At 72.2% G+C, this 22136-nt stretch carries 22 protein-coding genes; 8 read left to right on the top strand and 14 right to left on the bottom strand.

The features are described from left to right. Positions 1 to 124: 124 nt before the first annotated feature. Genes ACZ59A_RS03160 through ACZ59A_RS03140 form a run of 5 tightly spaced genes read right to left on the bottom strand, consistent with a single transcriptional unit; the run spans position 125 to position 5673 of the window. A complete protein-coding gene (locus tag ACZ59A_RS03160) occupies positions 125 to 970 on the bottom strand; it encodes an ECF transporter S component (RefSeq protein WP_470952771.1) in 846 nt (281 codons plus the stop codon). Beyond that, the gene (locus tag ACZ59A_RS03155) at positions 967 to 2589 is read right to left on the bottom strand and encodes an ABC transporter ATP-binding protein (protein ID WP_470952768.1); all 1623 of its coding nucleotides are present in this window, start codon (positions 2587 to 2589) and stop codon (positions 967 to 969) included. Before ACZ59A_RS03155 ends, ACZ59A_RS03160 begins: the two co-directional genes overlap by 4 nt. After that, on the bottom strand, positions 2586 to 3755 hold the full coding sequence (locus ACZ59A_RS03150; protein WP_470954627.1) for a CbiQ family ECF transporter T component: 1170 nt from the start codon (positions 3753 to 3755) through the stop codon (positions 2586 to 2588). The genes ACZ59A_RS03155 and ACZ59A_RS03150 overlap by 4 nt, the downstream gene beginning before the upstream one ends. A gap of 5 nt (positions 3756 to 3760) precedes the next feature. Continuing rightward, positions 3761 to 4393: an SCO2322 family protein gene (locus ACZ59A_RS03145; RefSeq protein ID WP_470952766.1), complete on the bottom strand. Its 633-nt coding sequence runs from the start codon at positions 4391 to 4393 to the stop codon at positions 3761 to 3763. Further along, positions 4393 to 5673 carry a prenyltransferase/squalene oxidase repeat-containing protein gene (locus ACZ59A_RS03140; RefSeq protein ID WP_470952763.1) on the bottom strand — a complete coding sequence of 427 codons (1281 nt, stop codon included), beginning with the start codon at positions 5671 to 5673 and terminating at the stop codon, positions 4393 to 4395. The genes ACZ59A_RS03145 and ACZ59A_RS03140 overlap by 1 nt, the downstream gene beginning before the upstream one ends. A gap of 509 nt (positions 5674 to 6182) precedes the next feature. Here ACZ59A_RS03140 and ACZ59A_RS03135 point away from each other — a divergent pair. Then, entirely contained in the window at positions 6183 to 6557 is a 375-nt protein-coding gene (locus ACZ59A_RS03135; RefSeq protein ID WP_470954625.1) for a hypothetical protein, read from the top strand. Positions 6558 to 6863: 306 nt separating this feature from the next. Beyond that, entirely contained in the window at positions 6864 to 7970 is a 1107-nt protein-coding gene (locus ACZ59A_RS03130) for an LCP family protein (protein WP_470952760.1), read from the top strand. 12 nt (positions 7971 to 7982) lie between these two features. Here ACZ59A_RS03130 and ACZ59A_RS03125 read toward each other — a convergent pair whose 3' ends face one another. The 3 genes from ACZ59A_RS03125 to ACZ59A_RS03115 are packed head-to-tail and all read right to left on the bottom strand — an operon-like array spanning position 7983 to position 10009. Then, positions 7983 to 8447, bottom strand: coding sequence for an SRPBCC domain-containing protein (locus tag ACZ59A_RS03125; RefSeq protein WP_470952757.1), 465 nt, complete (start codon positions 8445 to 8447; stop codon positions 7983 to 7985). Between the two features lie 28 nt (positions 8448 to 8475). Beyond that, positions 8476 to 8871 carry a nitroreductase/quinone reductase family protein gene (locus ACZ59A_RS03120; RefSeq protein ID WP_470952754.1) on the bottom strand — a complete coding sequence of 132 codons (396 nt, stop codon included), beginning with the start codon at positions 8869 to 8871 and terminating at the stop codon, positions 8476 to 8478. Positions 8872 to 8917: 46 nt separating this feature from the next. After that, positions 8918 to 10009 (bottom strand): MBL fold metallo-hydrolase, encoded by a 1092-nt coding sequence (locus tag ACZ59A_RS03115; protein ID WP_470952751.1) that lies wholly within the window; start codon positions 10007 to 10009, stop codon positions 8918 to 8920. 67 nt (positions 10010 to 10076) lie between these two features. Here ACZ59A_RS03115 and ACZ59A_RS03110 point away from each other — a divergent pair, with 67 nt between their 5' ends. Both ACZ59A_RS03110 and ACZ59A_RS03105 read left to right on the top strand, forming a co-directional pair. Next, positions 10077 to 11543 carry an aldehyde dehydrogenase gene (locus ACZ59A_RS03110; RefSeq protein WP_470952749.1) on the top strand — a complete coding sequence of 489 codons (1467 nt, stop codon included), beginning with the start codon at positions 10077 to 10079 and terminating at the stop codon, positions 11541 to 11543. Next, positions 11543 to 11776 (top strand): ferredoxin, encoded by a 234-nt coding sequence (locus ACZ59A_RS03105; RefSeq protein ID WP_470952746.1) that lies wholly within the window; start codon positions 11543 to 11545, stop codon positions 11774 to 11776. Before ACZ59A_RS03110 ends, ACZ59A_RS03105 begins: the two co-directional genes overlap by 1 nt. 209 nt (positions 11777 to 11985) lie before the next feature. Here the strand turns inward: ACZ59A_RS03105 and ACZ59A_RS03100 are convergent, their stop codons facing one another. Both ACZ59A_RS03100 and ACZ59A_RS03095 read right to left on the bottom strand, forming a co-directional pair. Beyond that, positions 11986 to 12612 carry a response regulator transcription factor gene (locus ACZ59A_RS03100; RefSeq protein WP_468054097.1) on the bottom strand — a complete coding sequence of 209 codons (627 nt, stop codon included), beginning with the start codon at positions 12610 to 12612 and terminating at the stop codon, positions 11986 to 11988. A 183-nt stretch (positions 12613 to 12795) separates the two neighbouring features. Next, on the bottom strand, positions 12796 to 13413 hold the full coding sequence (locus tag ACZ59A_RS03095) for a TetR family transcriptional regulator (RefSeq protein WP_468054099.1): 618 nt from the start codon (positions 13411 to 13413) through the stop codon (positions 12796 to 12798). Positions 13414 to 13775: 362 nt separating this feature from the next. Here ACZ59A_RS03095 and ACZ59A_RS03090 point away from each other — a divergent pair, with 362 nt between their 5' ends. The 4 genes from ACZ59A_RS03090 to ACZ59A_RS03075 all read left to right on the top strand — a co-directional run bounded on the left by ACZ59A_RS03090 (position 13776) and on the right by ACZ59A_RS03075 (position 18614). Further along, on the top strand, positions 13776 to 15146 hold the full coding sequence (locus ACZ59A_RS03090; RefSeq protein WP_470952743.1) for a glycosyltransferase family 4 protein: 1371 nt from the start codon (positions 13776 to 13778) through the stop codon (positions 15144 to 15146). Between the two features lie 59 nt (positions 15147 to 15205). After that, on the top strand, positions 15206 to 15940 hold the full coding sequence (locus ACZ59A_RS03085; protein WP_468054103.1) for a class I SAM-dependent methyltransferase: 735 nt from the start codon (positions 15206 to 15208) through the stop codon (positions 15938 to 15940). Then, entirely contained in the window at positions 15937 to 17037 is a 1101-nt protein-coding gene (locus ACZ59A_RS03080) for a prenyltransferase/squalene oxidase repeat-containing protein (RefSeq protein ID WP_470952741.1), read from the top strand. Before ACZ59A_RS03085 ends, ACZ59A_RS03080 begins: the two co-directional genes overlap by 4 nt. Positions 17038 to 17162: 125 nt before the next feature. Continuing rightward, on the top strand, positions 17163 to 18614 hold the full coding sequence (locus tag ACZ59A_RS03075; protein WP_470952738.1) for a hypothetical protein: 1452 nt from the start codon (positions 17163 to 17165) through the stop codon (positions 18612 to 18614). A gap of 121 nt (positions 18615 to 18735) precedes the next feature. Here ACZ59A_RS03075 and ACZ59A_RS03070 read toward each other — a convergent pair whose 3' ends face one another. The 4 genes from ACZ59A_RS03070 to ACZ59A_RS03055 all read right to left on the bottom strand — a co-directional run bounded on the left by ACZ59A_RS03070 (position 18736) and on the right by ACZ59A_RS03055 (position 22123). Next, complete coding sequence (locus ACZ59A_RS03070) at positions 18736 to 19029, bottom strand: hypothetical protein (protein ID WP_470952735.1); 294 nt, start codon at positions 19027 to 19029, stop codon at positions 18736 to 18738. Between the two features lie 38 nt (positions 19030 to 19067). After that, entirely contained in the window at positions 19068 to 20078 is a 1011-nt protein-coding gene (locus ACZ59A_RS03065; protein ID WP_470952732.1) for an LLM class F420-dependent oxidoreductase, read from the bottom strand. A gap of 122 nt (positions 20079 to 20200) precedes the next feature. Then, positions 20201 to 21058: a hypothetical protein gene (locus ACZ59A_RS03060; protein WP_470952729.1), complete on the bottom strand. Its 858-nt coding sequence runs from the start codon at positions 21056 to 21058 to the stop codon at positions 20201 to 20203. A 162-nt stretch (positions 21059 to 21220) separates the two neighbouring features. Then, entirely contained in the window at positions 21221 to 22123 is a 903-nt protein-coding gene (locus tag ACZ59A_RS03055; RefSeq protein ID WP_470952727.1) for an N-acetylmuramoyl-L-alanine amidase, read from the bottom strand. Positions 22124 to 22136: the final 13 nt, after the last annotated feature.

Raw genomic sequence — 22136 nt, 5'->3', positions numbered from 1 at the left:
TTGGGGGATGGCTGGTGGGTCGCCCGGGGGGACGTGCGGTTTTTCCACCGGGGGGGGGGCGGTGACGGGGGGTCCTGGGGCGAATTTTTGCCCACCGGGCCCGCTCGTCGTATGCCCTGCGCAGTCATGTGCGCTCGAACGCCACCGGCGCCTCGAACGCCGCCCGGCGCGTGGCCCGTCGCAGCGCCCCCAGGATCGGCACGCCGAGGGTGAGGGTCAGCGCCACCGTCACCACCGCGCGCGGCAGGTCCCAGCCGAGCGAGGTCGCCAGGCAGTACGCGACGAAGCGGGCCAGGTTCGCGCCGACCGGGTCGCCCGGCACATAGCTGATCCCCGAGGACATCCCCTGCGTCAGCGTCCAGCCCTGGAGGTTCATGGCCGTCCCGTACGCCACGGACGCGATCGCCCCGTACGCCGCGAGCAGCGCCACCTCGCGGCGGCCCCGCAGCCGCCCGGCGCCGGGCAGCAGCCCCGCGCCCAGCGCGACCCACCCCATCGCCAGCATCTGGTACGGCATCCACGGCCCGACGCCGCCCGTGAGCAGCGCCGACGCGAACATCGACACCGCGCCGAGCACAAAGCCGAAGCCGGGGCCGAGCACCCGCCCCGAGAGCACCATCAGGAAGAACATCGGCTCGATGCCCGCCGTGCCCGCGCCCAGCGGCCGCAGCGCCGCGCCCGCCGCCGCCAGCACCCCGATCATCGCGATGGCCTTCGCGTCCAGACCGGTGTCGGCGATCGTCGCCACGACCACCGCCAGCAGCAGCGGCAGCAGCGCGGCGAAGAGCCAGGGCGCGTCGGCGGCGTGGGCGGTGACGCCGGAGTGGGCGGGCGCGAGGAGCGGCCAGGTGAAGGCGGCGACGCCGATCGCGGAGACAAGGGCGAGGGCGACGACCGAGCGCGGCCCGAGCCGGATGGCCCGTACGCGGGTGGCTGGTCTGCGGGAGGCCGGTGTGCGGGGCCCGGTCATCGCGCCCCCTCCAGCGCCTCGCGCACCTGGGGCACGGTCAGCCACGGCAGCGGCGCGAGGATCTTCGCGACCTGCGGGGCGAAGGCGGGGGAGGACATCACGACCTCCGCCGTCGGCCCGTCCGCGACCACCTCGCCGTCGGCCAGGATGACGACCCGGTGGGCGAGTTCGGCCGCCAGCTCCACGTCGTGCGTGGCCAGCACGATGCCGTGGCCGTCCGCCGCCAGCCCGCGCAGCACCCGCGTCAGCCGGGCCTTCGCCGCGTAGTCCAGTCCGCGCGTCGGCTCGTCCAGCAGCAGGAGCGGCGGGCGGGCGGTGAGGATGACGGACAGCGCGAGGGCGAGCCGCTGCCCCTCGGACAGATCGCGCGGGTGGGTGCCGTCCGCCACCTCGGGCAGCAGGGTGCCGACCAGCTCCCGGCAGGTGCCGGGCGCCGCCCCCGCGTCCTCGTCGGCGGCCGCGCACTCGGCCGCCACCGTGTCCGCGTACAGCAGATCGCGCGGCTCCTGCGGTACGAGCCCTACGCGGCGCAGGAGTTCGGCGGGGCGGGTGCGGTGCGGGGCGCTTCCGTCCGGGCCGATACGTATCGTCCCGGCGGCCGGTTCGTGCATCCCGACGAGCGCGGCCAGCAGCGTCGACTTCCCTGCCCCGTTGCGGCCCATCAGCGCCACCGTCTCACCGGGCCGCACCGCCAGGCTGACGTCCCGTAGCGCCTCGACGCGCCCGTGCCGTACGGAAAGCCGCTCGGTCCGGCCCACGGGCGTCCCGTCCGGCGCCTCGCCTCGTACCGGCGGGGCGAGCGGTGCCAGCCGCTCCCGCAGCGCTCCCGCCTTGCGGCGCGCGTCCCGTACGGACAGGGGGACGGGCGCCGTCCACCCCGCGAGGCCGCCCAGCGCCACGACCGGCGGCTGCACGGGCGAGACCGGCATGATCTCGGCCGGTTCGCCGACGACCGGGGCCGCGCCGGGGGCGGGCAGCAGGATCACCTGGTCCGCGTACTGCACCACCCGCTCCAGCCGGTGTTCGGCCATCAGCACGGTCGTGCCCAGGTCGTGCACCAGCCGCTGCAGCACGGCCAGCACCTCTTCCGCGGCGGCGGGGTCGAGCGCCGACGTGGGCTCGTCCAGGACCAGGACCCGGGGGTGGGTGGTGAGTACCGACCCGATCGCGACCCGCTGCCGCTGCCCTCCGGAGAGGGTCGCGATGGGCCGCGCGCGCAGCTCGGCGAGGCCCAGGAGGTCGAGGGTCTCCTCGACGCGGCGGCGCATCGTGTCGGGCGGCAGGCCCAGCGACTCCATCCCGTAGGCGAGTTCGTCCTCGACGGTGTCGGTGACGAAGTGCGCGAGCGGGTCCTGGCCCACGGTGCCGACGACATCGGCCAGTTCGCGGGGCTTGTGGGTACGGGTGTCCCGCCCCGCGACCGTGACCCTGCCCCGCAGGGTGCCGCCGCTGAAGTGCGGCACCAGCCCGGAGACGGCGTTCAGGAGTGTCGACTTGCCGACTCCGGAGGGGCCGACGAGCAGGGCCAGTTCGCCCTCGGGCACGGTGAGTTCCACCCCGTGGAGGGCGGGCCGGGCGGCGCCGTCGTAGGTGACGGACACCTGCTCGAAGCGGATCACTGTGTGACCTCCTGGGTTTCGTACGGCACGGCTGGCGCTGGCGCGACGAACGCCGGGAGCAGTCCCAGCAGCACGCCCCCAGCGGGCCACAGCGGCAGGTCCGGCGCGGTGAGCGGAACGGCGGGCGGATTCAGGGACCCCGGTGCGTACGAGGCCGCCCAGATCATCAGCGCCGCGACCGCCACCCCCGACCCCGACGCCAGCCAGGCCCGGGCGCCCCAGCGGTCCGGCCGGTACCGGCTGCGGACCGACCGCCGCCCGCCCAGCCACAGCCCGCCCAGCGCGGCGGCGAGCCCGGCCAGCAGCAGCGGCAGCCCGTAGGCCGCGCCTTCGGAGGAGAGCAGCCCGTACGTACCGCAGCAGACCCCGAGCAGCCCGCCCAGCGTCAGCGCGGCCGTCGTACGGCGCACGGCGGGCGGGACCTGCGCGGTGCGGCCGTAACCGCGCGCGTCCATCGCCGCCGCCAGCGCCACGGACCGTTCCAACGCGCCCTCCAGCACCGGCAGCCCCACCTGGAGCAGCGCCTTCACCCCGCGGTCGGGGCGGCCGCGCAGCCTGCGCGCCCCGCGCAGCCGCCGGACGTCCGCCACCAGATGCGGCGCGAAGGTCATCGCCACGACCACCGCCACGCCTGCCTCGTACAGCGCGCCCGGCAGCGACTTGAGCAGCCGCGCCGGGCTGGCCAGCGCGTTCGCCGCGCCGACGCAGACCAGCAGCGTGGCCAGCCGCAGCCCCTCGTACAGCGCGAACACCAGCCCCTCGGCCGTGACCCGCCCCCCGATCCGTAGCCCCTGCGCCCAGTCGGGCAACGGCACTTCGGGCAGCGTGAACAGCACGCGGGTGCTGGGGATCGGCGAGCCGAAGAACAGCGCGAAGAGAAGCCGGATCGCGAGCACGACCAGCCCGAGCTTCAGGAAGGCGGCGTACGAGCGCGCCCACGGCGCGTCGGTGCGGCGCACCGCCACGACATAGCCCGCGACGGCGACGATCAGCCCGAGCAGCAGCGGATTGCCGGTCCGGGACGCGGCCGTCCCCAGCCCCAGCGCCCACACCCACCACGCCCCGGCATGCAACGCCCCCGGATGGCGCGGCGCGGCCCCACGCCCGCCGGGCGTACGGTACGGGCGCGCCGTACGACGCAAGGCCCCCGCCGCCCCCGCACCCATCCCGTTCACGTCCGGCGGCGGCGGGTCTGCCACACCGCCGCCGCGGCCAGGGCGAGCACGGCGGCCGCGCCGCCTATCAGTCCGGCCGACGGGCCGCCGTCGGTCTCCTCGTCCCCCTTGTGGGCGGACACCGCCTCGCCGCAGCCCGCCTTCGGGTAGCCCGCGATGGCGCACAGCAGCGCGGAGGAGTTGTAGCGCAGCGGCTTCGCCACCGCCGCCAGCGCCTCCCCGGCCGTCGCGTCCTCGGCCACCCGCGCGCACGCGGTACGGGACTTCGGCGGCGTACGGCCGTCCGGCGCGTCCCGTGCGGTGCCGAAGTCGAGGACGACCGCGATCCGCTTCGAGCCGCCCTTGGCGGGCGTGTCCGCGTCGCAGACCGTGGCGAAGCGGGCCGCGCCCCGCGGCCGGGCGGCGTCCCGGGAGTCCTCGCTGACGGCGAAGCGGAAGCCGATCATGTCGCCGTCGTCGGGCCGGGCCGCGGAGGGGCCCTGCGCCGCGTACGTCCAGCCGCCGTCGCCGCCCCGCTGCCAGAACGACCAGTAGCGGTATCCCGCGGCCTGCGCGGGCGCGGCACCGGCCAGCACGGTGAGTGCGGCGATGAGCGACAGGAGGACGGCGGTCGCCGAACGGCCGACCATCAAAACTGCTGCTTCTTACGGCCGCTGAGCAGGAAACCGATGCCCACACCGGCCACCGCGCAGCTTCCGACTATCCACCAGACGCTGCCCGTTCCACCCTTTTCATCCTTCTCGTCTGCCTTGTCCGAAGCCTCGGCAGGGGCCGGGCCGGTGGCGTTGAGCTGCTGTACGAGGTCGGCGTCGCCGAAGTGCCGCGGGTCCCCACCGGCCGCGTGCGCCGCGAGCACCAGCTTGGCCAGCGCGCCGGGGTCGCCCTTCGCCCAGGCCGCCGCGCCGCTGTCCTTGCCCTGCAGCCACTGCAGCGGCCTGGCCGCGGCCGCGCTGTGCTGACCCGCGGCCAGCGCCATGATCGCGTCGGCGGTGGCGCCGAAGTCGGGCTGGGCCTTGGCGGCGCCGGGCGTCGTGGACTTCAGGTGCATGCCGTTGCCGGACATGGTGGTGGAGAGGTAGGAGAGCGCGGCCTCGGAGGCGTCCTCCGGCGTACGGTCCGTGCCGCCGCCCTTCCCGCCGCCCTTCGCGTCGCACGCCAGCGCCTTGGGGCTCTTGTCGTCGTCCTTGCCCACGGGGTCGAAGACGAAGCCCGAGCCCCGGGTGGCCAGCGCCGCGCTCACCGTGGCCAGGTCGTTGGCGGCGGGCTCGCCCTTCCCCGAGGTGTACGCGAACGCCCCCCGCTGCCCCGCCTTCGCCGAACAGTCCAGCTGCAGCCCGAGCAGCGCGTCGTACGGCGTCTTGCCGCTCGCCGCGGACGCGACCTCCACCGGGTCCAGGCCGGTCGCGGCGAACGCGCCGACCGCGGCCGAGGTGGAGTTGGCGTCGCTCGTGCCGCCGGGGTTCATGCCCCAGCCGCCGTCCTCGTTCTGGCTGTGCTTGAGCCAGCCGATGCCCTTCTCCACCGCCGCCGACCGGCCGCCCACCGCGGCCAGCGCCTGTATCGCGGCCGAGGTGGCGTCCGTGAACTCGCCCTTCTTCGGGTCGCACGCCTTGCCGGTGTCCGCCCGGTACGCGGCGAAGCCGCCGTCCGCGCACTGCTGCCCGGCGAGCCAGTCGATGGCCGACTTGGCCGGTTTGACCCCCACCGTGTCCTGGGCGAGCAGCGCGAGCGACTGCCGCCAGACCCCGTCGAACTTGGGGTCCTTCGTGCCGTACAGCCCCTCCGGGCGCTTGCCGTCGTCGGCGGAAGCGGTGGAAGCGGTGGAAGCGGCGAAGGCGGCCGTGGGCGCGACGGTCGCGCACAGGGCGGCGGAGATGGCCAGGGCCGCGACGCTGCGGCGTACGTTCATGGCTGGGGTGCCTCTCGATCAGGGGCGTTACGCAGCCACGCACGGCCGCCCACCCGCGTACGGAACACTCCGCCGCGCCGATGGCGCCGGGCTCAGCTCCGCATCCCACGACGGTGCCGCCGCCGGACACCCGGACGGCGGGAGCCTCCTGCGTCGCGCCCGCCCAGGTGCTCCGGCTCGCACGGCCCGCACGGGCGCGTGCTCACGGTTGCGGGTCAGCGCCGGACTTCCACCGACTTCCCCTGAACGAACGCGGATGAAGTTCTCCCGCCCACTTTAACCGGACGCTTCACCCGCCGACGACGCCGCGTCCCCGTCCGGTCCGTCCGCCCCGCGCGGCGGTATCCATGACAACTCCAAGACCGAAAAGCCGAGTTGAAAAACCGAGCCGCACCCCTCGCCAAAAGAATTGGTAACGCGTCGAAAACATCGGTGTGAAACGAGCGTGAAGGCCGTTTCGGCGGGTTCGGCCCGGTAAAAAGAGGCCCATGAGCAACCCCCATGGCCACATAGCGGATAACGCTTCGTACCCACACCACCCGAATGCTTCCTATCAGGGTGATCCCCACGCCCCCACCAACCGACGCCGAGCAGGCAATTCGAGTGGTCGCGGGGCGGATCGGACAGCCTTGATCATTCACAGCCTCGCGGACATCGCCGCGGTTTTCCTGGGGCTGTGGCTGCTGCTGTACCTGCTCGACGCCAACCAGGCGAATGTCTTTGTCGACTTCGTGCACGGTGTGGCGGACTGGCTCGCCGGATGGTCGCAGGACATCTTCACGATGGAACCCGAAGGTGTGCGCGTCTTCTTCAACTACGCCCTGCCTGCGGTGATTTACCTCGCTATCGGTCATGGTGCCGCCGCCTGGGTGCGGCGGCTCTGACCTCGCGCTCAGCCTCGCGCTCGCCGGGGCATTCCCACCTGCCGGGGGTGCCCCGCGGCGCCCGGGTAACACTTCCGGAGCGGTTGGCGCTGACGACGATGAGGTCACCTCAAAGGAATCCGGCGCCGTAATCACATGACCACCGGAGGGTCACCGAACGCACCGAAGAATGGAAGATCGCCAGACGTGCGGTGGAGCCGTACGCGCTGCTGCCCTTTCTTGCATCGGTGTCATTCTGTCGTGCCATTCGGTTGTCTCCTTCATCGATTTGGATTTTCTCCCCATGAGTAATGCAGACTGCCGGGCATGAGCTCATGGAACGACAGCAGAGTCGATAATTTCCAGGCCCCCGGCGGGCATCCCGGCGTACCGCCTCAGTACGGCGTTCCGTCTCAGCGGCCCGACGACGGATACGTCGATGAGCCGTACCGACCACGACGCCGCGGCCGGACCGTGAAACGCGTCCTGATCACCCTGGTCGTCGTCCTGCTGGTCGCCTCGGTCGCCACGTACTTCTGGGCCGACTCCAAGCTGCGCAAGGAGGTCGACCTCAGCCAGGTGATCGACCGCCCCGAGGCGGGCGACGGCACCAACTACCTGATCGTCGGGTCCGACAGTCGCGAGGGCATGTCCGACCAGCAGAAGAAGGACCTGCACACGGGCTCCGCCGACGGCAAGCGCACGGACTCGATGATGATCCTGCACGACGGATCCTCCGGCCCGACGCTCATATCCCTGCCGCGCGACTCGAACGTCACCATCCCGAAGTTCCGCGGGTCGGAGTCCGGGGAGATCAAGGGCCCCATGGGCGCCACCAAGCTGAACGCCGCGTACGCCATGGACGGCCCGCAGCTGCTCGTCCGCACCGTCGAGGCCAACACCGGCCTGCACATCGACCACTACGCGGAGGTCGGCTTCTCCGGCTTCGCGGGCATCGTGGACGCCATCGGCGGCGTCGACATGAACCTCGACAAGGGCTTCAAGGACAAGCAGGCCGGTGCCGACTTCCAGGCGGGCGAGCAGACGATGAACGGGCAGCAGGCGCTCGCGTTCGTCCGCAGCCGGCACGCGTTCGCCGCCAGCGACCTGGAGCGCACGAAGAACCAGCAGAAGTTCCTGTCCTCCCTCGCTTCCCAGACCGCGGCGCCCGGCACCGTGCTGAACCCCTTCAAGCTCTACCCCGCCATGGGAGCCGGACTGGACACCCTGATCGTCGACAAGGACATGAACCCGTACTACCTGGCCCAGATGTTCCTCGCCATGAAGGACGTCACCGGCAGCGGGGGCAAGTCGCTGAACATGCCGACCGCGGGCAGCGTCGGCGGCAACCTCCAGTGGGACCAGGCCAAGGTCAAGCAGCTCGTGCGGCAGCTCAACAACGACGAGCCGGTCACGGTCACCGACACGCCCTGACCCGCCGACGCGTCACGTGCCCCCCGCCTCCACGAACCGCGCGAGCTTCGCGAGCGCCATGCGCGTGCCCGCCTCGTTGTCGGCGGCGGGCACGCTGTCGGGGATTCCTTCGTGCACGATGACGACATCGGTGCCGCCGTCCGCGTCGGTGAGGGTGGTCGTCATCGTCATCGTGCCGCGCAGCGCGGGATCCTCGGCCTCGAACCCCATCGCCTCCACCACCCGCTCGTCCGGTACGAGTTCCACGAAGTGGCCGTGGTACGTATCGGTGCGCGGGGCGGACTTGCCGGTGCCGGTCGGCGCGTCGTAGGTGAGCGAGACGCGGAACCTCCCGCCCTCGCGGGCCTCGAACTCGTGCACCCGGCCGCTCATCCCGTCCGGCACCCGCCACGTCGCGATCGCGCGCCCGTCCACCAGCGCCCGGTAGACGGCCGCCCGCGAAGCCCGCACATGTCCGGAGACCCTCGTGGTGTGCATGGGCCGAACATAGCGCCTCGGGCGCCGCTCAGCCGGTGAGGTCGACGCGCACGGTCAGCAGGTCGTTGCCGAGGGCGCGGACCGCGGCGCTGTTGTAGCGGGGGAGGGTCTTGAGGCGGGCGCGGGGGTCGTCCTCGGGGAGGGGATGGGCGGTGCCGGTGTGCCAGGTGCCGTTGATGCGGACCCGGACCCTGGGGTCGGCCCGGAGGTTCCGTACGTACTGCGACCTGTCGCCGAACTCCGAGACGAACCAGAACGCGTCGCCGGTGCGGCGTCCGCCCACGGGGGTGCGCCGGGGCAGGCCCGAGACCCGGCCGGTGGTCTCCAGAAGGGTCTGGAACGGCAGCCGGGAGAGCAGCGGGTTGCCGATGCGCCGCTGGAACGTGGTGACGATGCGGTGCTTGCGGTCGTGGTGGCGGGACATCCGGGGCCCTCTCGTTCGTCGGTCCGTCCATGGTGCACGAGCGGGGTCAGCGGGCCCGGTAGGCGATCGGGTCGGTGCCGGGGACGGGTTCGGCCCGGCCCAGGTTGACCAGGCGGCGGAGGTGGGCTTCGGCCTCGGATACGGCGATGTTGCGGGAGCCGTAGGGGATGTCGGCCCAGGGGCGGTTCCACTCCATGCGCTCGGCGAGCTGCCAGGGGGTGAGCGGGGTGGCGAGGAGGGCGCGGAGGTCGGCGAGGCGGGTCTCGTGGTGGTGCAGCAGGGCGCGGACGCGGGCGGGGGCGTCGGTGAAGGCGTGCTGGTGGGCCGGGAGGACTTCGGCCGGGTCGAGGGCGGCGACCCGCCGCAGGGAGGTGAGGTAGTCGTCCAGCGGGTCGGTGCGGGTGGCGTCGGCCGGGTCCTCGTACAGGCCGATGTGCGGGCTGATCTCGGGGAGGAGATGGTCGCCGGAGAAGAGGCGGCCGTGGCCGCGGGCGGCGGCGGGGTGGGCCTCTTCGAGGTGGAGGCAGACGTGGCCGGGGGTGTGGCCCGGTGTCCAGACGGCGCGGAGGCGGCGGCCCGGGAGGTCGAGGAGTTCGCCGGGGGCGATCTCGCGGTCGGGGAGGGCGGCGCGTTGCCCCGGGAGGCTCGGGCGCCCCTCGGCGCGGGCGGCGCGCAGCGGGGCGAGATGATCCTCGGGGGCGCCTGCCGCGGCCAGCTTTTCGGCGAGGTAGTCGAGCCAGAGGGTGGGTTCGGCCTCGCGGGTGCGGCGTACGACGTGCGCGTCGGCGCCGTGCATCGCGATCCACGCGCCCGATGCCTCCCGCACCTGGCCGGAGAGCCCGTGGTGGTCGGGGTGGTGGTGGGTGACGAGGACGCCGTGGATCTCGGAGACGTCGGTGCCGCAGGCGGCCAGCCCGGCGGTGAGCGTGTCCCAGGCGGTGGGATCGTCCCAGCCGGTGTCGATGAGGACCGGCCCGCGGTCGGTGTCGAGGAGGTGGACGAGGGTGTGTCCGAGCGGGTTGTCGGGGATGGGGACGGGGATGCTCCACACCCCGCCGCCGTGGTCGGTGACGCCGGTCGCCTCTGGCACGGGGGTCCCCTTTCCGCGCGTGCGGCCGGGCCGCAGCAGCGCATGCATTGCTGACTATAACTGGAACTGGTATCAGTTCTGATGCATCGTCAGGTATCGGCGGGAGGCATCAGCGATGGGCGACCTCATCGAGTACGGGCAGCTCTTCATCGGCGGGGCGCTGGTCGATCCGGCCGGGGCGGAGACCATCGAGGTCGTCTCGCCGCATACGGAACAGGTCATCGGGCGGGTGCCGCACGCCGCGCGGGCCGATGTGGACCGGGCGGTCGCGGCGGCGCGGCGGGCATTCGACGAGGGGGAGTGGCCGCGTACCTCGCTGGAGGAGCGGATCGCCGTCGTCACGCGGATCAAGGACGCGGTCGCCGTACGGCACGAGGAGATCGCGAAGGTCATCAGCGCGCAGAACGGCTCGCCGTACTCCTGGAGCGTCCTCGCCCAGGCGCTCGGCGCGATGATGGTGTGGGATTCGGCCATCACGGTCGCGCGCGACTTCACCTTCGAGGAGCGCCGGGCCGGGGTGCTCGGGCCGCTGCTGGTGCGGCGGGAGCCGGTCGGGGTGGTGGCGGCCGTCGTGCCGTGGAACGTGCCGCAGTTCGTGGCGGCGGCGAAGCTGGCCCCGGCGCTGCTGGCCGGGTGTTCGGTGATCCTCAAGCCGTCGCCGGAGACGCCGCTGGACGCGTATCTGCTGGCGGAGATCGCGACCGAGGCGGGGCTGCCGGAGGGAGTGCTGTCGATCCTTCCGGCGGACCGGGACGTCAGCGAGTACCTGGTCGGGCACCCGGGGGTCGACAAGGTGTCGTTCACGGGGTCGGTGACGGCGGGCAAGCGCGTGATGGAGGTGGCCTCGCGCCATCTGACCCGGGTGACCCTGGAGTTGGGCGGCAAGTCGGCCGCGGTGATCCTGCCGGACGCGGATCTGGACGCGGCGGTCGCGGGCATCGTGCCCAACGCGTGGATGAACAACGGGCAGGCGTGCGTCGCCCAGACCCGCATCCTCGCCCCGCGCGGCCACTACGACGAGCTGGCCGAGCGCTTCGCGGCCGCCGCCTCGGCCCTGGTGGTCGGCGATCCGCTGGACCCGGCGACCCAGGTCGGCCCGCTGGTGGCGCGGCGGCAGCAGCGGCGCTCGCTGGACTACATCGCGCTCGGGCAGCGCGAGGGCGCCAAGGTGCTGACGGGCGGCGGACGCCCCGAGGCGCAGGCCACGGGGTGGTACGTGGAGCCGACGCTGTTCGGGGACGTCGCCAACTCGATGCGCATCGCCCGGGAGGAGATCTTCGGCCCGGTCATCTGCCTGCTGCCGTACGGGGACGAGGAGGAGGCGGCCCGGATCGCCAACGACTCCGACTACGGGCTGTCGGGGAGCGTATGGACGGCGGACGTGGCGCACGGCATCGACTTCGCGCGGCGCGTCCGCACCGGTACGTACTCCGTGAACACCTTCAGCCTGGACATGCTCGGGCCGTTCGGCGGCTACAAGAACTCCGGCCTGGGGCGGGAGTTCGGCCCCGAGGGGCTGGCGGCGTATCTGGAGCACAAGATGATCCACCTGCCGCAGGGGTGGGACGGGGAGCAGGGCTGATGGGGGACCGCTGGCGGGTCGAGGTCGACCGCGGCGTGTGCATCGGCTCGGGGTTCTGCGTGAGCAGCGCCCCCGGCGGATTCCGGCTGGACGCGGCGCGCCAGTCGCATCCGGTCGAGCCGGAGGCGGACGCGTCCGAGGCGGTGTTGGTGGCGGCCGAGGGGTGCCCGGTCGAGGCCATCGCGATCCGGCTGCTCGGAGGCGGCGAACAGGTGTTCCCGCCTGATGAGTAGCGGTGGTCGGTAACCCGGACGAGTGGCAGACGCGTCCTACGGGGGTGGTGGGGCCGTTTCGGTGGGTGCTGATCCGTCGTATGGCGTACGTCTTCTCCGACACCGTCTAAGACGGCCTCCACCATCGGGGCAACATCGGTCCCGGCGGCGGCTACGACGGCACCGATACGGAGACCGGCACCGCCGTCAAGGCCGCCCCGGGGCGACCGTCAGACCCAGCCCTCACACCGTGAGATGCGGATGGCGTCCACTCGGTTCCGTGCCCCGGTCTTCCGGGTGATCGCGGCCAGGTAGTTGCGTATCGTCCCGTTGGACAGATGCAGGGTCCGGGCGATCTCCGCGATGGAGGCACCGTCCGCCGCCAGCGACAGAACGCCCAGCTCGCGCTCGGTCAGCGGGATCTCCGCCGCCTTGAGGAAGCTGTAGCCCAGCGAGTCGTCGATGAACCGCTCCCGCTTCGCCACATGCCGGATGCCGTCCAGCAGCCGCTGGGGCGGGGCGTTCTTGTCGATGTACCCGAGGGCGCGGGCCTTGTGCGCGCGGCGCAGCTGGCCGGGGCGCCCGGCGTTGGCCAGTACGAGCAGTCCGGACTCGGGGCCGCTCTCCACGGCCGGGGCCTCGGCCATCAGCTTGCCCAACTCGCCCTTGCGCGCGGCCTTGTCGGATCCTGGGCAGTCCGTGTCGACCACGCAGACGTGCGGTTGTAAGGAGCGGGCTCTGCTACGCGCGTCACGCCAGGCGGCGGAAACCACCTCGAACTCAGGTTCGGCTTGTATCAGTGCGGCCAACGCGGACCGCAGCAGGTATGAATCATGTACCAGAAGAACTCGTATCACGGAGTTCTTCACCCCCTGTAGACGTTGTTCCGTCGCACGCCGTCGTCGCTCTGTCGCGCGCCGTTCATGAATACCGGGATTGGCCAATCCGTGAACGCGAAATTTGCGCCAAAGGGGGGCGTGCGGGCGCACATCTTGCTGCCTCTGCGCGCCCCGGGGGCGCATTGTGCGCCGCATGCGCCCCTACCGCGCCCCGTTGTGGGGGGCCGTCAGGTCGATCAGTCGGCAGACCGTCTCGATGTCGATCTTGACCTGGGCGATCGAGGCCCGTCCCGACAGCCAGGTGATCAGCGCCGAGTGCCAGGTGTGCTCGATGACCCGCACGGCGGACAGCTGCTCGGCCGTCGGCGGGCCCTCCAGGCCCATCGCGTCGAGGATGATCGTGGTGGTGAGCCGGGAGACCATGTCCACCTCGGGGCTCACCGAGCGGTCGGCGAAGGTGAGGGCCCGGACCATGGCGTCCGCGAGATGGGGTTCGCGCTGGAGCGCGCGGAAGGCGCGCATCAGGGTCTGGGCGACCCGGGTGGCCGGATCCTCCTCGGTCGGCGGGCGCTTGCGCAGCGTCTCGTGCATGTGCTGCAACTGGTCCTGCATGGTGGCGACCAGCAGATGCACCTTGGACGGAAAGTAGCGGTAGAGGGTGCCGAGCGCCACGCTGGAGTGCTCGGCCACCTCGCGCATCTGGACCGCGTCGAAGCCGCCCCGGCTGGCCAGCCGGGCACTGGCGTGCAGGATGCGCCGACGGCGCGCCTCCTGCCGCTCGGTCAGCTGCAGGGAGGCTGGCTTGACTTCTGCGGTCATTTGTCTCACTTCGGATGCATAGTGTCTGCGCTGCGGTTGACAAACGGACACCGTGCATGATGGCAGGGTCGGCCTAGGGGCGCGAGTCAGTGAAACTCGTTCTAGGGTCGCGTGTCGCTCGAGCCCGCCGCCCGGCCGGTGGAAGGGGTGTTTGTCGGGCTCGGGTCGATATGGCCATGCCCCCGGAAGAAGGTCTCGCGCGCAAGGGGCTACCGAGTGGTAGGGATCACCCGCCCCGGCGCCGGGAGCGGGAGGTTCGCCAGGTATCTTCGAGACTTCTCGGGCTATCTGTTAGTGAAACTTGTTCTAAATAATCGTGAGCGGCTACGCTCCCGCTGAAGTTCATCAAGGAGGGGGCGCGAGTGACCGCAGAGGCCGCGCAGGAGACCGGAGTCGACCCGCTTCGGACGGTGCCCCCCACCGCCGCGGCGGAGGACCGGGCCCAGGACGGCGACCGGCCGCTGCGCATCGCGCTGCTGAGCTACAAGGGGAACCCGTTCTGCGGAGGCCAGGGCGTCTACGTACGTCATCTCTCCCGCGAACTCGCCCGGCTCGGCCACACCGTCGAGGTGATCGGCGCCCAGCCGTACCCGGTGCTCGACGCCGAGGACGGCGTCACCCTCACCCGGCTGCCCAGCCTCGACCTCTACCGCCAGCCCGACCCCTTCCGTACGCCCAGGATCGGGGAGTACCGGGACTGGGTCGACGCCCTGGAGGTCGCCACCATGTGGACCGGCGGCTTCCCCGAGCCGCTCACCTTCAGCCTGCGCGCCCGCCGCCATCTGGCCGCCCGGCGCGGCGCGTTCGACGTCGTCCACGACAACCAGACCCTCGGCTACGGGCTGCTGGGCATGGAGCAGACCGGCTTCCCGCTCGTCACCACCATCCACCACCCGATCACCGTGGACCGCCAGTTGGAGCTGGACGCGGCGGAGGGCTGGAAGCGCCGCCTCTCCGTGCAGCGCTGGTACGGCTTCACGCGCATGCAGAAGCGGGTGGCCCGGCGGCTGCCCTCGGTGCTCACCGTCTCCGGCTCCTCGCGCCGGGAGATCGTCCACCACCTCGGCGTACGGCCGGGGCGCGTGCACGTCGTCCACATCGGCGCGGACACCGGGCTGTTCTCGCCCGACCCCGCCGTGCCCGTGATCCCCGGGCGGATCGTGACCACCTCCAGCGCCGACGTGCCGCTCAAGGGTCTCGTCCACCTCGTCGAGGCGCTGGCCAAGGTCCGTACCGAGAACCCCGAGGCCCACCTCGTCGTCGTCGGCAAGCGCCCCGAGGAGGGGCCGGTGGCCGCCGCCATGGCCCGCTACGGGCTCCAGGGCGCCGTCGAGTTCGTCAAGGGCATCAGCGACCCCGAACTGGTCGGCCTCATCCGCGGCGCCCAGATCGCCTGCGTGCCCTCGCTGTACGAGGGGTTCTCGCTGCCCGCCGCCGAGGCCATGGCCACCGGCACCCCGCTGGTCGCCACCACCGGCGGCGCGATCCCCGAGGTGGCGGGGACGGACGGCGAGACCTGCCTCGCCGTACCGCCCGGCGACGCGGGCGCGCTCGCCGCCGCCCTGAACCGGCTGCTGGCCGACGCCGCCTTGCGCAAGCGCCTCGGCGCCGCCGGACGGGAGCGGGTGCTGAGCCGCTTCACCTGGGAGCAGGCCGCCCGCGGCACCGTCGAGCACTACCGCGCGGCGGTCGGCGCGCAAGCGCGCGCCGCACGGACCCGCGCCACGCGCTGACCGCCCTCCCCGAGCCCTGACACGAGCCCCACGACCCCGCCTGACGAAAGCAGACCCCCGTGCTGACCGTCGATTTCTCCCGCTTCCCCCTCGCCGCAGGCGATCGCGTCCTCGACCTGGGCTGTGGCGCCGGGCGCCATGCCTTCGAGTGCTACCGGCGCGGTGCGCGGGTCGTCGCGCTCGACCGCAACGGCGACGAGATACGCGAGGTCGCGAAGTGGTTCGCCGCCATGAAGGAGGCGGGCGAGGCCCCCGCCGGGGCCACCGCCACCGCGATGGAGGGCGACGCGCTGGCCCTGCCGTTCCCCGACGACAGCTTCGACGTCGTCATCATCTCCGAGGTGATGGAGCACATACCCGACGACAAGGGTGTGCTCGCCGAGATGGTGCGGGTGCTGCGCCCCGGCGGCCGGATCGCCGTCACCGTGCCGCGCTACGGGCCCGAGAAGGTGTGCTGGGCGCTGTCCGACGCGTACCACGAGGTGGAGGGCGGCCACATCCGCATCTACCGCGGCGACGAACTCCTGGAGCGGATGCGCGAGGCCGGGCTGCGGCCGTACGGCACCCACCACGCGCACGGCCTGCACAGCCCGTACTGGTGGCTGAAGTGCGCCTTCGGGGTGGACAACGACAAGGCGCTGCCGGTGCGCGCCTACCACAAGCTGCTGGTCTGGGACATCATGAAGAAGCCGCTGGCCACGCGGGTCGCCGAACAGGCGCTGAACCCGCTGATCGGCAAGAGCTTCGTGGCGTACGCGACCAAGCCCCACGCCTCCCGCGAGGACCGGGCGTGACCGCGCGCGGCCCGCGCCCCGGCCCCCGTACCGAACGGCTGGCGCTGCCGGGGATCCTCACCGCCGAGGAGGCCCTGCGCACCGTCGAGGGCATCGCCGCCGTCCAGCGCGCGGATGGCGCCATCCCGTGGTTCCGCGGCCACCACCTCGACCCGTGGGACCACGTCGAGTCCGCGATGGCGCTGGACGCGGCGGGCGAGCACGAGCGCGCCGAGGCCGCGTACCGCTGGCTCGCCGACCACCAGAACCCGGACGGCTCCTGGTACGCCGCCTACCCCGACACCCCCGCCGGGGTGGCCGCCGACGCGCCCACCGACCGCGGCCGCGAGACCAACTTCTGCGCGTACGTGGCCGTCGGCGTCTGGCACCACTATCTGGCCACCGGCGACGACACGTTCCTCGACCGGCTGTGGCCGACCGTCTTCGCCGCCGTCGAGTTCGTGCTGACCCTGCAGCAGAGCGGCGGCCAGATCGGCTGGCGGCGCAAGGCCGACGGCACCGTCGACCCGGACGCCCTGCTCACCGGCTCCTCCTCCATCTACCAGGCCCTGCGCTGCGCGCTCGCCATCGCCGAACACCGCGAGGACCCGCAGCCGGACTGGGAGCTGTCGGCGGGGCTGCTGGGGCACGCGATACGCCACCACCCCGAGCGCTTCCTCGACAAGAACCGCTACTCGATGGACTGGTACTACCCGATCCTCGCCGGAGCCCTCACCGGCCCCGCCGCCACCGCCCGCGTCGAGGCGGGCTGGGACCGCTTCGTCGTCCCGGGCCAGGGCATCCGCTGCGTCTCGCCCAACCCCTGGGTCACCGGCGGCGAAAGCTGCGAACTCGCCCTGGCGCTGTGGGTGATGGGCGAGTCCGACCGCGCGGTGGAGATCCTGCGCTGGATCCAGCGGCGGCTGCGCGCGGACGACGGGATGTACTGGACGGGGTACGTCTACGAGGACGACGCCATCTGGCCCGAGGAGCGCACCACCTGGACCGCGGGCTCCCTGCTGCTGGCCGTGGCCGCCCTGGGAGGGGACGAGGCGACCACGGCCGTCTTCGGGGGCGAGCACCTGCCGCGGGGGCTGGACTCGGACTGCTGCGGTTAGGACCTTTCCGACACTCCCGGGGGCAGCGCACGCTGCCCCCGGTCCGTCCCCCGCGTGCCTTTCGCCGAAGGGCCCTCTTCCGCACATTTGAACGGGGCAACCGTCACAGCGCGAAGGGAACGGGCGTGTACAGGCACCAGCAGGGGGAGCGGGCCGAGCCGCCCGCCGTCTTCCGTGGCCGGGCAGGGAGCCCCGTCACGGCCGAGCGGGAGTGCGCCCCGCACACGGTCCATGCCGGGCACCCCGCGGCGGGCACGCTGGCCGTGCTGCAGCGCACCATGGGAAACGCGGCCGTGGGCAAGGCCCTCGGAGGGCAGGAGCAGCCCCACGCGGCCGCGGATCAGGCCGCGGGACAACACGCCGCCCAGGCCGCTCTGGTGCGGGATCCGAAGAAGTTCCTCTCGGACTCCGCCCTGGCCCTCGCCTTCGCCCTGGGCATGAAGCAGCGGGCGCCGGAGCTCCCGCTGGACTGCCAGACGTTCGCGGATCAGATGGGCCGGTGGAGTCGGCACTGGTTCGTCCTGGTCCCCGACCGCCGGCGCAGCAAGGAGGGCAGGCCCGCCTACCTGCTGGCCCCGGCCGTGGAGAAGTACGTCGAGGCGTTCGGCAGCAGCGACTCCCTGCTCTCCCCGCTCGTGGGACACGCCGCGCTGCCGTCGGCGGGGCCCGCGAACGAGTATCTCGCCTCGTCGTACGTCCCGTACCTCAACAAGAGGCCGAAGGAGCCCGACACGTCCGTCGGTCACACCGACATCCCCCATGACCCGGGGGAGCAGGACCGGGGCCCCGGATCCGAGTTCGTCTTCACCGCCACCATGAACGGCTGCGCCTTCGCCGTGACGGGCAGCGCACAGCAGGGCCACTTCACCGCCTGGCACTATCCGTCCCCCACCAGCCACCTGGACCTGGCCGGGGACTTTCGCCGGGACCGGGCCCCCACGGACTGGTTCGGCCCCGAGGAGTACGAGAGCCCCGATGACGGGCGGAGCTTCGAGACGACGAACATGCTGTGGAAGGGCCCGGACGGCTGGGAGGTCCTCAGCCAGGAGAATCGCGTCAGCACGACCGACATGGGCGACGCGCGCATCGCGGAGTTCCGCAGCCGTCGCCTGCGCATGACCCCGGGAGGCGAAGTGGATTACACCGCCCGGGTCTTCGGCGGACTCGCGCGGACGCAGCTCGCCAGGTTCATGAACTACCTCGATCAGGCCAGGAAGTACAGCGACAAGTCCACCGAGCTGGAAAAGAACGTCTTCAAACCGCTTGAGATCACCATGGCGACCGAGCCCCTGGAACTCTCGGGTGAGGGCGGTTTCGAGGCGCTCTCCCAGGTCGCGGTCATGCTCAAACGAAGGCGCTTCGAGAAGCTGGACACGGTCGAGGCGTGGGTGAAGGACCACCTGGGCGACGACGCGGCGCCGCGCGGCGGCCTCTTCGGGGCAGGCGACCCGAAGAGGTTCACCAGGCTTCAGGAGAGGGTCGACGTGCTGCTCCAGGAGTTCGCCAAAACGCCCTGGATGGAAGCTCTTTCGAAGGAGGCCAAGGCGCACCCCGCCGACCGGACAGCGTCCTCGTAGCCGCGGTGGCAACGTCCGTCCGGCCGGGCCCACAAGGCCTCGCGGGCCCGGCCGTTCCCCGTGGGCGGCGTTCAGCTTGTCGGCCGCCGCGCGCGCCCCGCCGCGGGCGCCCGCATCCGCCTCAGCCGCGGCGGATGCGGCCCGCCACGGCGTGGCCGATGAACAGGTAGACCACCGCGGGCAGGCCGTAGTTGAGGACCGTCCGCAGCCAGTCCGTGTCCATCGTGAACAGGTCGTGGGACCAGCCCGCGAGCCACCCCGCCGCGTCGCGGACCACGGTCACGAGGTCGTTGGCGGGGTTGGCGTCCAGAAGGGCGAAGACGATCCACAGGCCGAGGATCACGGCCGTGATGTCCGCGACGACCATCACGACGGTCGCCGCCTGATTGTTTCCGTAGCGATAAGTTCGGGACATGCTCAAACGGATTGCCCCGTCAACCGTTCCCAAACGCTTTACGCCGCGTGATCGGCCAGCACCCGCAGCGTCTCCGGGTCCGGCGCGATCACCAGCAGGTCCGTGACCGGGCCCTGGCGCCACAGCTCCAGCCGCTCCGCGATGCGCCCGGGCGGGCCGATCAGGGACACCTCGTCGGCGAAGGCGTCCGGCACCGCCGCGATGGCCTCCTCGCGGCGGCCCGCGAGGAACAGTTCCTGCACCCGGCGCGCCTCGTCCTCGTAGCCCATGCGCGCCATCAGATCGGCGTGGAAGTTACGGGCCGCGTGGCCCATGCCGCCGATGTAGAAGCCGAGCATCGCCTTCACCGGCAGCAGCCCCTCCGCGATGTCGTCGCACACCCGCGCCTGGGCCATCGGCGCCACCATGAAGCCGTCGGGCGCCTCGGCGAGGGCCGCCTCGTACAGCGGGGTCCGCTGCGGCGACCAGTACAGCGGCAGCCAGCCGTCGGCGATGCGCACGGTCTGGGCGATGTTCTTGGGCCCCTCCGCGCCGAGCAGCACCGGGAGGTCGGGGCGGAGCGGGTGGACGATGGGCCTCAGGGGCTTGCCCAGGCCGGTGGCGTCCGGTCCGGCGTACGGATGCGCGTGGTAGCGCCCGTCGAGCCGTACGGGCGCCTCGCGGCGCAGCACCTGCCGGATGACGTCGACGTACTCACGGGTGGCGGTCAGCGGGCTCGCCGGGAACGGCCGTCCGTACCAGCCCTCCACGACCTGCGGCCCCGACAGGCCGAGGCCGAGCATCATGCGCCCGCCGGACAGATGGTCGAGGGTGAGCGCCTGCATCGCGGTGGCGGTGGGGGTGCGCGCGGCCATCTGGGCGATGGCCGTGCCGAGTTTGATACGGGAGGTGTGGGCGGCGATCCAGGTGAGCGGGGTGAAGGCGTCCGAGCCCCAGGACTCGGCGGTCCACACGGAGTGGTAGCCCAGCTCCTCGGCCTGCCGGGCGAGTTCCAGATGGCGGGGGTCGGGGCCGCGGCCCCAGTAGCCGAGCGCCAGGCCGAGCCGCATGACAACCCCTCTCTGACTACGTGTCAGGCCGTATGTCGCCTGGACTGTACGGCCGGGGTGCGCACATGGCAACGGCCCCTCGCCCGGTGTGCCGGGCGGGGGGCCGTGTGCGGCGGGTGGGATCAGCCGCGCTGGATCCCCGTGGTGTCCTGGAGGACGCCGCGCCGCCCGTCCTGCGTCTGCGCGACGAGCGCCTGACCGCGCTGCTCGACCGCCAGGTACCAGGTGCCGGGGGCCAGTTCGGCGATGGTGCTCGACGAACCGTCCTCGGCGTACAGCGGCCGGGCCACCGGCACGGCGAACCAGAACGGCGTGAAGTCGGAGCCGCCCGCCGCCGGGGCCGGAGCGGCCGGACCGGGCTGGCCCGGCTGACCGCCGAACGAGGGCTGACCCGGCTGGCCCGGCTGACCGGGCTGGGCGCCGCCCGGGCCCGGGTAGCCGTAGCCCGGCTGCGGGGCCTGCGCGCCGTACGGGGCCTGCCCACCGTAGGGGGCCTGGGCGCCGTACGGGGACGGGGCCGCCGGAGCCGCGGCGTTCATCAGCGGCGCCTTGAGGGCCGGGACGCGCGGGGTCGCGATGACCGCCGCGGCCATGGCGAGGGTCGCCACCAGCGCGAGGATGGCGCCGACACCCGGGCTGCCCTTGTCCGGCGTGACCATGAGCGACCACAGCGAGTCCCAGGCGGCGACGACGACGAAACCGGCGCCCCACTGGTCGAGGGTGAGCCCGCTGACCTTACGGCTCTCAGGCTGGAAACGCCCGGCGATGACCAGCCCCGCGCCGATCAGCCCGATCAGGAACACCGACGGAAGCACGACCATGAGCGTGTCCGTGTCCCAGCCATTCGGCATGTCGATCTCGTCGCAGTACGAGCTGCCGTCACAATCGGCCGAGTAGAAGTCGAGGAAGGAGGCGATGAAGAGCAACACCGCTGCTCCGATCACCACTCCGTCGCCTCGAGTGAGCGAGCGGATGTTCAACGTGAGTCCTTAGTCATTTTCTTGTATACGGACGCTGGCCGCCAGGCGCGGATGGCGCGAAGGCGTCGGGGGTGGACCCATCGTACGGGGGAATCAAGCTGATGAGACCGGGGGTGGGGCATCGGTATCCCGGTCGTGACCTCGCGTTCGGTTGTCGGAGACTTAGCGGTTCAAGAAGTCCGTAATGCCCTGCGCGATCCCGAGGGCGGCGCGCTCACGCCACTTCGGGTCGGTCAGTTCCGCGGCGTCTTTGGAGTCGCGCATATTGCCGCACTCGATGAACACTTTCGGAACCGTGGAGAGATTGAGACCGCCAAGATCGCCGCGAACATTCAACCCGCTGCCGTCGCCGATGTAGTCGGCGGGCTCGCTGTGGGTGGCATCCATGAATTCGCTGCGCACGCGTTCGCCCAGCAGCCGGGAAGGCGCGGCGATCTTCGAGGTGTCGGCACCGCCGCCGCGTACGGACTTGGGCAGGATGACGTGGAAGCCGTGCTCCCCGGCGGGGGCGCCGTCCGCGTGGACGGACACCACGGCGTCGGCGTGCGCGCTGTTCCCGATCCGCGCGCGCTCGTCCACGCACGGCCCGAACGGGCGGTCGCCGTCCTGCGTGAACTTCACCGTCGCGCCGCGCGCTTCGAGGAGCGCGCGGGCGCGGCGGGCAACATCGAGTGTGAAGGATGCCTCGGCGTAACCGGCGTTCGTGGACGTGCCGGTGGTGTCGCATTCCTTCTTGTTGGTGCCGATGTCGACGCGGCGGGCGATCTCGGAGGTGTGATCGCGATTGTTCGGATTGTGGCCGGGGTCGAGCACGATCACCTTGCCGGTGAGGGGGCTGTCGTCGCTCTTCGGTGTGGGCGAGGCCGGTGGTGCTTGAGGGGGCCGTGGTGACGAGGTGGACGAGACGGTCGGGAGGGAGGACGCGGGGGTGCCGCCGCCGTTGTCGTCCTGTCCCAGGTTGTCCCACAGCAGCCAGCCGCCGAGGGCGGCCAGGACCGCCAGTGCGAGGGCGAGGGTGCTGCCGCGTCGGCGGCCGGGGGCGGAGAAGAAGCTGCCGTTGGACACGTCGGCGATGCTA

The organism is Streptomyces sp. NPDC040405, from assembly GCF_055595765.1.
Note: the sequence above shows the minus strand (reverse complement) of the source record. Positions and strands in the feature narration are given on the sequence as shown.